This window comes from Candidatus Neomarinimicrobiota bacterium, from assembly GCA_041862535.1.
In the GTDB taxonomy this organism is placed as follows: domain Bacteria; phylum Fidelibacterota; class Marinisomatia; order SCGC-AAA003-L08; family TS1B11.
Genome location: JBGVTM010000031.1, coordinates 1 through 7,573, shown reverse-complemented (window position 1 = coordinate 7,573; position 7,573 = coordinate 1). Strand labels below are relative to the sequence as shown.

General features: G+C 50.3%; 7 protein-coding genes and 1 pseudogene. 6 read left to right on the top strand and 2 right to left on the bottom strand.

Annotation, left to right across the window (positions count from 1 at the left end; all coding sequences use genetic code 11):
- On the top strand, positions 1-858 hold an 858-nt coding region (locus ACETWG_01275; protein MFB0515217.1), incomplete at its 5' end, for a FlgD immunoglobulin-like domain containing protein.
- Between the two features lie 48 nt (positions 859-906).
- A complete protein-coding gene (locus ACETWG_01270; GenBank protein MFB0515216.1) occupies positions 907-1,770 on the top strand; it encodes a hypothetical protein in 864 nt (287 codons plus the stop codon).
- A gap of 281 nt (positions 1,771-2,051) precedes the next feature.
- On the opposite strand, the gene ACETWG_01265 is transcribed toward ACETWG_01270, so the two are convergent.
- Both ACETWG_01265 and ACETWG_01260 read right to left on the bottom strand, forming a co-directional pair.
- The gene (locus ACETWG_01265) at positions 2,052-2,234 is read right to left on the bottom strand and encodes a hypothetical protein (GenBank protein ID MFB0515215.1); all 183 of its coding nucleotides are present in this window, start codon (positions 2,232-2,234) and stop codon (positions 2,052-2,054) included.
- Positions 2,235-2,254: 20 nt separating this feature from the next.
- A pseudogene (locus ACETWG_01260) lies at positions 2,255-3,169 on the bottom strand (NAD(P)-dependent alcohol dehydrogenase).
- A gap of 533 nt (positions 3,170-3,702) precedes the next feature.
- On the opposite strand from ACETWG_01260, the gene ACETWG_01255 reads away from it, so the two are divergent.
- From ACETWG_01255 to ACETWG_01240, 4 genes are all read left to right on the top strand, one after another.
- A complete protein-coding gene (locus ACETWG_01255; protein MFB0515214.1) occupies positions 3,703-4,050 on the top strand; it encodes a hypothetical protein in 348 nt (115 codons plus the stop codon).
- Positions 4,051-4,737: 687 nt separating this feature from the next.
- Positions 4,738-5,652 (top strand): exopolyphosphatase, encoded by a 915-nt coding sequence (locus ACETWG_01250; GenBank protein MFB0515213.1) that lies wholly within the window; start codon positions 4,738-4,740, stop codon positions 5,650-5,652.
- A gap of 110 nt (positions 5,653-5,762) precedes the next feature.
- A complete protein-coding gene (locus ACETWG_01245; protein MFB0515212.1) occupies positions 5,763-7,145 on the top strand; it encodes a PEGA domain-containing protein in 1,383 nt (460 codons plus the stop codon).
- A 12-nt stretch (positions 7,146-7,157) separates the two neighbouring features.
- Positions 7,158-7,573: FG-GAP repeat domain-containing protein (locus ACETWG_01240; GenBank protein ID MFB0515211.1), on the top strand; the 416-nt coding region annotated here is incomplete at its 3' end.

Here is a 7,573-nt window from a genome sequence, read left to right as displayed (position 1 = left end):
CAAGGTAATTATCGCCTGGCGGCCGGTTCACCATGCATCGATGCCGGGCACCCTGATCCGGTATACAACGATCTGGACGGATCGATAAATGATATCGGTGCCTTTGGTGGTTCCAGTGCCGATACTTCGATCGTCGTCGGCGACGGGATCACCCTTCACATCCCAACCTTCCAGGTGGCGCCCGGGGATACTATCCAGGTGTGTATTTCAGGTAATAATCTCAATGGGGTAGCCGATTTGAGCGCTAGAGTATCCTTCGCTCCTAATATTCTTTCATACTTGAATACGAGGACGACTGAGCTGACTCATGGTTTTTGCTTGAAAAGGAATGTAGCATCACGGGGCATTATAGACTTTACCATATCAAGCCCGCTCAGCATCCAGCGAAAACAGGGTGATATCTTAACTATCGATTTTGCAGTGGATCAGACCGCTGTCGCCAACTCCTCTTCCAACATATCATTTGTGTATGCTCAGGCAACCGATGAAGTAGCATACGAACGCACTATTTCCAGGCTCACAAATGGCATGGTTATGGTAACGTGGTCTACCGAAGTTGAGGAGGAGTCCCTGGTACCGTGGTCATACAAGCTATTACAGAACTATCCCAACCCGTTTAATCCCACGACAACCATCCAGTTCGAGCTACCTAAGGCAACGGATGTCCACATCGTGGTGTACGACCTGCTGGGCCGGGAGGTGGTGCGCCTGGCGGATCGGCACCTGGAGGCAGGGCATCATCAACTGGTCTGGAATGGTCGGGACAGGACCGGTCGTGAGTTACCCACCGGGATGTACATCGGTCTGATGGTGACACCCGAGTACAGCCATTCCATCAAGATGCTGCTGCTGAAATGAGTACGACCTCTTAGAGCCAAAAACTTCTCGTTAAGGGGGGCCAGATAAATGAAACTCTATCCTATGGCAAGGCTACTACTCATATTAGGTCTCATCATTGCCTTCGCAGTTCAGAACTGCGGCATATTGGACTCTGACTTGAATGATGATTGCGCTGCGCCACAGGACTATCCCAGTAAAAGCTGCCTACTGCCACCGGAAGATCTTCATGCCCTCCAGCAGACCATCAATACATTAAACGATGGACAGCTTAAAAGTGCCCAGTTGGACAGCTTCGGTTATATCACAAGCGAGGGTGTGTACCAGGGATGGAGTGCGGAAGGCCTCTGTCCATCCCAGGAAACCCTGATGATTACCTGGGCTGAGGAAGCCGTTCTGAAGTTTGGGGAATTTACCGGTCTTCCAGATTTTCCCGCGTTTGAAGTACAGACTTCCAGAGGTAGTAGAGCTGATTCCGGGGAATGTGGAGGCCAACCTGCCGAAGTATACTATAACTGGTTGATTAGGTTTCATAACCAGGTTTACGAGGGATTGGAAGTCCTGAATACTCGTATCTCTGTAGGCCTGTATTCTGAAGGTGCTTACTGGATTGAGGGGCACTGGTATCCCGAAATCACCATTCCCAAATGCGAATCTGTAAGCTGTAGCAAGGCCAAAGAGATGATCATAGGCACGGAGATCACCTGGCATGGTTTAGGCGGAGAACCTCATGTCTTTATAGTGAACGTAAGTTCTATAATGGATTCTGAAGAAAAAGTGGTGCTACCCTTCCGGACGAGTGATTGCATCGAACTGCGAGTAGCTTGGCGGATTGGCATCGAATATCTACCCTCCGAATCCCCCTCCTGGTACATCTATGTGGATACGGTGACTGGCGAAACAATCTCCATCTGGCAACTATTCAGGACTTGATTATAAGATCTCAAAAACCATCCTTTCTGATACTCACTTTTCCAAGTCTTAAAGAGGTGTCCTAAGTCCTGTCCATACGACACGCGGCAATCCACAAGAAAAATATTTCTAATCCAACAAAAATTGTCCCACACCTGCTAATGCTTCCATGTCACCCTCCATTTCGATATATGTATATGAAGTCGGGGTAAACACCGACCTACAAACCTGAGATTATCTAACAAATAAACTCTATTGGTGGCATGTGTTTTTCTATCATCTTTTCTTTATTAGTTTTGCTTTTACAATTTTTTACTTGAAATTATAGGAGTTGTCAACAGACCAAGGCCTATTCCTATAAGTATAGATGCAATAAATAATAGAGCTGATTCCTGAAGGAAAATGAATCCCACACCTATGCCCATAAGTGTTGTTCCACAAATGGCCCACATGCTCTTATCGTTCTTTTTATTTATCTTATTCATGTTATACTCCTCCTAATTTGTCAGGATTTATTATTGTGTTCCAAAGTTATTACTACTTTTCCTTTGGCGTGTCCTTCTCCAAAATATCGGAGAGCTTCAGGAACCTAATTTAATGGGTAACGTCTATCTATAACTGGTACGACTTTTCCGAATTCAAAAAGCTCTTTTAAATAATCCAAGCCTTTTTTTGGTTTATGTGCCAGGATGCCCATTTTCTTACTCCCGGTCATTGAAATCCATGGTCCCAGGAACCCAACTTGGAACATCTGAGCCGAGGAAGCTCCGACCATGACATAAATTCCCTTGGGACTTAATGCACGCTTGTAGTCGAAAATCAAATGATATGCCGCAACATCAAGAATCAGGTCGTAATGCTGCCCATTTTTAGTGAAATCTTCTTGCGTGTAATCAATGACCTGGTCTACTCCAATCGAGCGCATTATGTCCAATTTCCTCGTGTTATCCATGCCAGTCACTTCAGCCCCGAATGATTTGGCAATCTGCACCGCAAACGTACCAACGCCACCACACGCACCATTAATCAAAACTTTTTGTCCTGGCTGAATCTGTCCTTTGTTGCGAAGACCCTGCAGGGCGATGACCGCCGCTTGAAGTATAGCTGCTGCTTCGTCGAATGTCATACTGGTCGGTTTCAACGTCAGAGCATTTTCAGGAACAGATACATACTCGGCGAAACCGCCCCAACCATACGCGGATGTGTCCCCGAATACCTCATCACCTGGCTGAAACTGTTTTACGTTTCTGCCAACCGCTTCAACCTGCCCTGCTATATCAACTCCGAGTATCTTGATTTTTGGTTTTATAAGTCCAAATAGCAGGCGGTTCACGAACGGCTTACCTCTCAGGAGACCCTAGTCCCAGTCATTTACAGATGCCGCGTGGACTTTTACTAGTACTTCATTGTCTTCAGGAATAGGTTTTTCTACCTCATTGAGCTGAAGAACATCCGGTGGCCCTTATTTTGTGTATACAATGGCCTTCATAAATATTCCTCTAAGGATTGCTTTGATCTGGTCATTTTATCTCGTTTATATCTGTTTTGGCAGACCTGGAAACGATATTGAGGAGATTCTGGATCTTGAAACTAAGAGAGTATCCAGTGTTATCAAGACCTAACTCACGCCTCAGTCTGAAGCGGCCCTTCGACATCTACATCGCCCGGCTACGCTGCGCTTCGCCGGGCAAGCCCGGTTGGTGACACCGGAATACACCAAGTCCATCAAGATGCTGCTGCTGAAGTAGGACAGGCGAAATACAATTCCCGGTAGTGGAGAAACTTAGCTCAGCGAATAGTTCGGCTTTACGAAGAATCACCAACAGGATTGCAGCGAGTCCCAGGGAGGATTCCGCTACACAAAACGTTTTGAAGAGAGAGGTATTGTGCCATCATGGCCAGCAGTGCTAACCTGCATGCAATTATGCATAGCACCTTCCTTCGGAGTTAATCATGAAAAAAGTGATTAGTATTCATGAATATGTTCTAAAACCTGATGTAACTGATGAGCAATTCAAGCATGGTATTGAAGCAGCGAGGGAACGTAAACTGTTCGACCTTCCCGGCCTGGAAGCGTACTATTTCTTAAAGGGAATTCGTGGTGCAAACGCCGGTACCTTCGCTGCCATATGGGTGTATAAGGACCGGAAAGCATGGGAACATCTCTGGGGCTCGGTTGGCCGGGCAGTACCGAAGGAGGGTTACCCGTCATCATGGCAAATCTGGGAGAAGGAAATCCTTGCACCATTGCTTACCTGTGACCCAGATGAGATCAGGTTTACTTCCTACCAGGAAATTTAGAATGAATTGGAACGGCAGGACTTCCGGAGGCGCGACGTTCCCTCCGGCCTCCCTATTGCACGCCAGTATGTCCCGCCACCAGCGGGGATAACGCCGAAGCACACTATAAACCTATCAAGCTACTGATAAAGTAACACCTTCAGGGTCACCCCGAGCTTGACGAGGGGTCTCTCTTCCCCCATCCAATATTCTCCCGAGTCCCACCTCATTCCGGTTTCACCCTGCGACGCCTGACGCTCCTGAACGACTAAGCACTAACCGCTTATGGCTAATAGCTGACAATTGAATGCTTAGCTAACTGATTACCTTTGCCTTCCATCCGTCGGTAAAATAACTTCACCCACCGATTTTCCGGCTCATTAGCACTACCAGCTCAATAGGTAGAGGAGCGGATTCTTTCCGAAGAGATCCGTATGGATAATCTGTTGACTTCCGAGGGGAAAAATCCCCACCTGTGCAATAAAATGATTATAGATCACTGGCCGCGTCTGAGGGACAGTTCCAGCGTTCATATTTTAGCCCAGCGACTGCTTTTGGAGGAATCTTGACTGGCCTGTAGACAGGCTGTAGTTTTTAATGGCATGCGTGATTTCTCGCAGAATAAAAAGGTGCTTCTATAATACTCGTTATGTAATATCTCTCTACTTGACCTGACATACTGATATAAACAAAGGCGGGGTATCAAAAATGCGGGTAGTTTATCGAGGAGACTTCGACGGCACGGTCTGTGCGTCTATGTTGTTGGAATTGGACCTGTGTGACGAATTTGTGCAAGTTCATCCTCAGGACATGCAGGATAAAAAATTTAAAGTTACCAATCAGGACATCATCTGCAATCTGCCATATCATCCTGACTGCCATATGTGGTTCGATCACCATTCCAGTGAAATCCGGCGTTCCGATTTCCCTACGGACTTTGTGGGATTGGCCAGAATTTCCCCCAGTGCGGCCAGGCTGCTTCTGGAATACTTCGAAGCCGAACTGCCCATCCTGAGCAAATATGAGGAACTTATCAGAGAGGTCGATTTCTACGACAGTGGCATTCTGACTCTGGAACAGGTGCAGAATCCAGGGGGCCCAATGTTACTGGCATTATTGCTTGATCCTCGGACGGGACTGGGACTGGTCCACGATTTTGCCATCAGCAATTTCCAGTGGACCACTCAAATACCGGAACTGCTTACTATGAACTCAGTCGATGAGATTCTGGAAATGCCGGATACGCAGGAGCGAATCCTGAAATACAAAGTAATGCAAGAGCAGGCCAGGGAGTTTTACGCAGCGAACTCGCACCTGGAGGATAATGTGATCGTCTGTGATCTGCGTGGTAAGGATATCCCGGTGGGCAACCGTTTCCTCATCTACACCTTGCCCGGTCTCAGCGACGGCAATATTTCGGTGCGCATCGCTGATGGCAAAGGTGGTGAATTCCAGGCCATATCGGTTGCGCACTCCATTTTTAATCGCACCTCGAATGTTGATGCCGGCGCACTATGCCAGAAGTATGGGGGCGGCGGCCACGTAACCGCCGCCGCCTGTCAGATGTCGCTTGAGGATACCGAGCGGGTGCTGAGAGAGATTACTGAAGCCTGCAAGGACTAGGATTACTCGTCGATACTATATTCTACCATTACTTGAAATAGCACTCTAATCTACCTACCTTTAAATTATAATATTGTTATTCAATAGCTGAGGGGCTCTAAGGAGGCTGTATGTCTTGCGCGCAATCAAGCCGCTCCCGTTTCCTTCTGTTCTGCTTGACAGCTTCTCTGGCCTGCCTGGGACTTCTCAAAGCTCAGGAATCCGGGTCGGTTGCTGTCCTGGACCTGGAAGGCCGGGGTATCTCCCAGGTGGAGGCCGCCAGCCTCAGCGACCGCCTGCGCGCTGCTATTGTAAGGACGGGTGGTGTTACCGTGGTAGAGCGGGGACAGATGGAACGGATCCTCAGTGAACAGGATTTTCAACTTACCGGCTGCACCTCTGACGAGTGTGCCGTGGAGGTCGGCCAGCTGCTGGGCGTCACCACCATAGTGGCCGGTTCCATCGGCCGGGTCGGGTCCACCTATTCCGTTGACATCCGCACTATTGATGTCCAGAGCGGGCAGATTACTCACTCCCTGTGGCGGGACTACCGGGGCGAGATTGACGGCCTGCTCGCTATCATGCCCGAAATAGCGGCGGAGCTGGTCAGTGTAACCGGTGCCGCTGCGCCGCCTCCACTAGCACCGGCTTCCATTGCCATTACCAGCCAGCCTCCCGGCGCAAGGGTTGTGCTTGATGGCGAGGATGCCGGAACAACGCCCATCGCTGCTGCAGAACTCGAACCCGACCGGTCCCATAGCGCATCTCTCAGCCTGGACGGCTACCAGCAAGTTGATACTACCATATTTGCGGCCGCCGGCCGGCTGTACGAGCTGGATATCCCCCTTAAGTTGCTGCCCAGCCTGCTGACCATCTCGAGCAACCCTCCCGGTGCTAATGTCATTATTGATAGCAAAAAGGCTGGCTCAACGCCCCTGGAAAGAGCCGAACTCGGCCCCAACCAAACCCACACTGTGTCGCTCAGCCTGAGCGGCTATCAGCCGGTAGACACTGCCCTATTTACCGAGGCCGGCCAGTTCTACGAACTGAGCCTACCCCTATTGCGCCTGCACAGCCAGCTGACCATCCTGAGCAGTCCCCCCGGCGCGCTGGTCTTCCTGGACAACCGGGGACTCCGGGTCACCCCGTTGAGAGTGCCGGAGGTCACCCCCGACCGGCAGCACCGGGTCTCACTCAGACTCAACGGCTATCAACAGGCGGACACCACCTTCTTCGCGATTGCCGGTGAGCATCACCGGATGAATATCGCCCTGCAGCCGGTAGCCGTTGCCGAGACGGCTGTCAAGCCTCCTGTGGTTCCACCGCCAGAAGCGCAACGACCGCCGCCAGCGGTCAAGCCTAAGAAAGGGGGCGGTGGAGGTTTGCTCGTCCTGGTCCTGCTCGCTGCCACCGGCTACTATGGCTATACCGAGGGGTGGTTCGATGAATGGCTGAAGCCTCCCCCCGAAGAAGAACTGCGGGTGGGCAACCCGCCCAGCGTACCGTCGCCGTGAGGGGGGGAATAGATGAAGATTAAAGCACCGAACTCATCCCGCCTGGCCTCCTCGTTCAGGCTCAAGGTTGCCCTCCTGCTGGGCTTGGGGCTGTTTATCCCAGGCCTACCAGCTTTCAGTCAGGTCTCATTTGAGCCTGCGATGATCATCCCCTTGGAGGGCGGGGGTATCCCTGAAGTAGGCGATTTTAATGGTGATTCCATTCCTGATATTGCCGCAGGCTATTCTGGTGGCTATGGAGGTGTTTCCTCAAAGTTTGCCATTTTTTTGGGGACAGGCAACGGCAACTTTGGTTCCCCTACTGTGTATAATCCCGGAATTGCCTGCTGGTCATTCACTACGGCATTTGACGTAGCGGACTTCAACAACGACGGATATCTGGATGTCGTCAAGACGTACGGGGGAAGCCAGGGGGGTTGTTTCGGGAA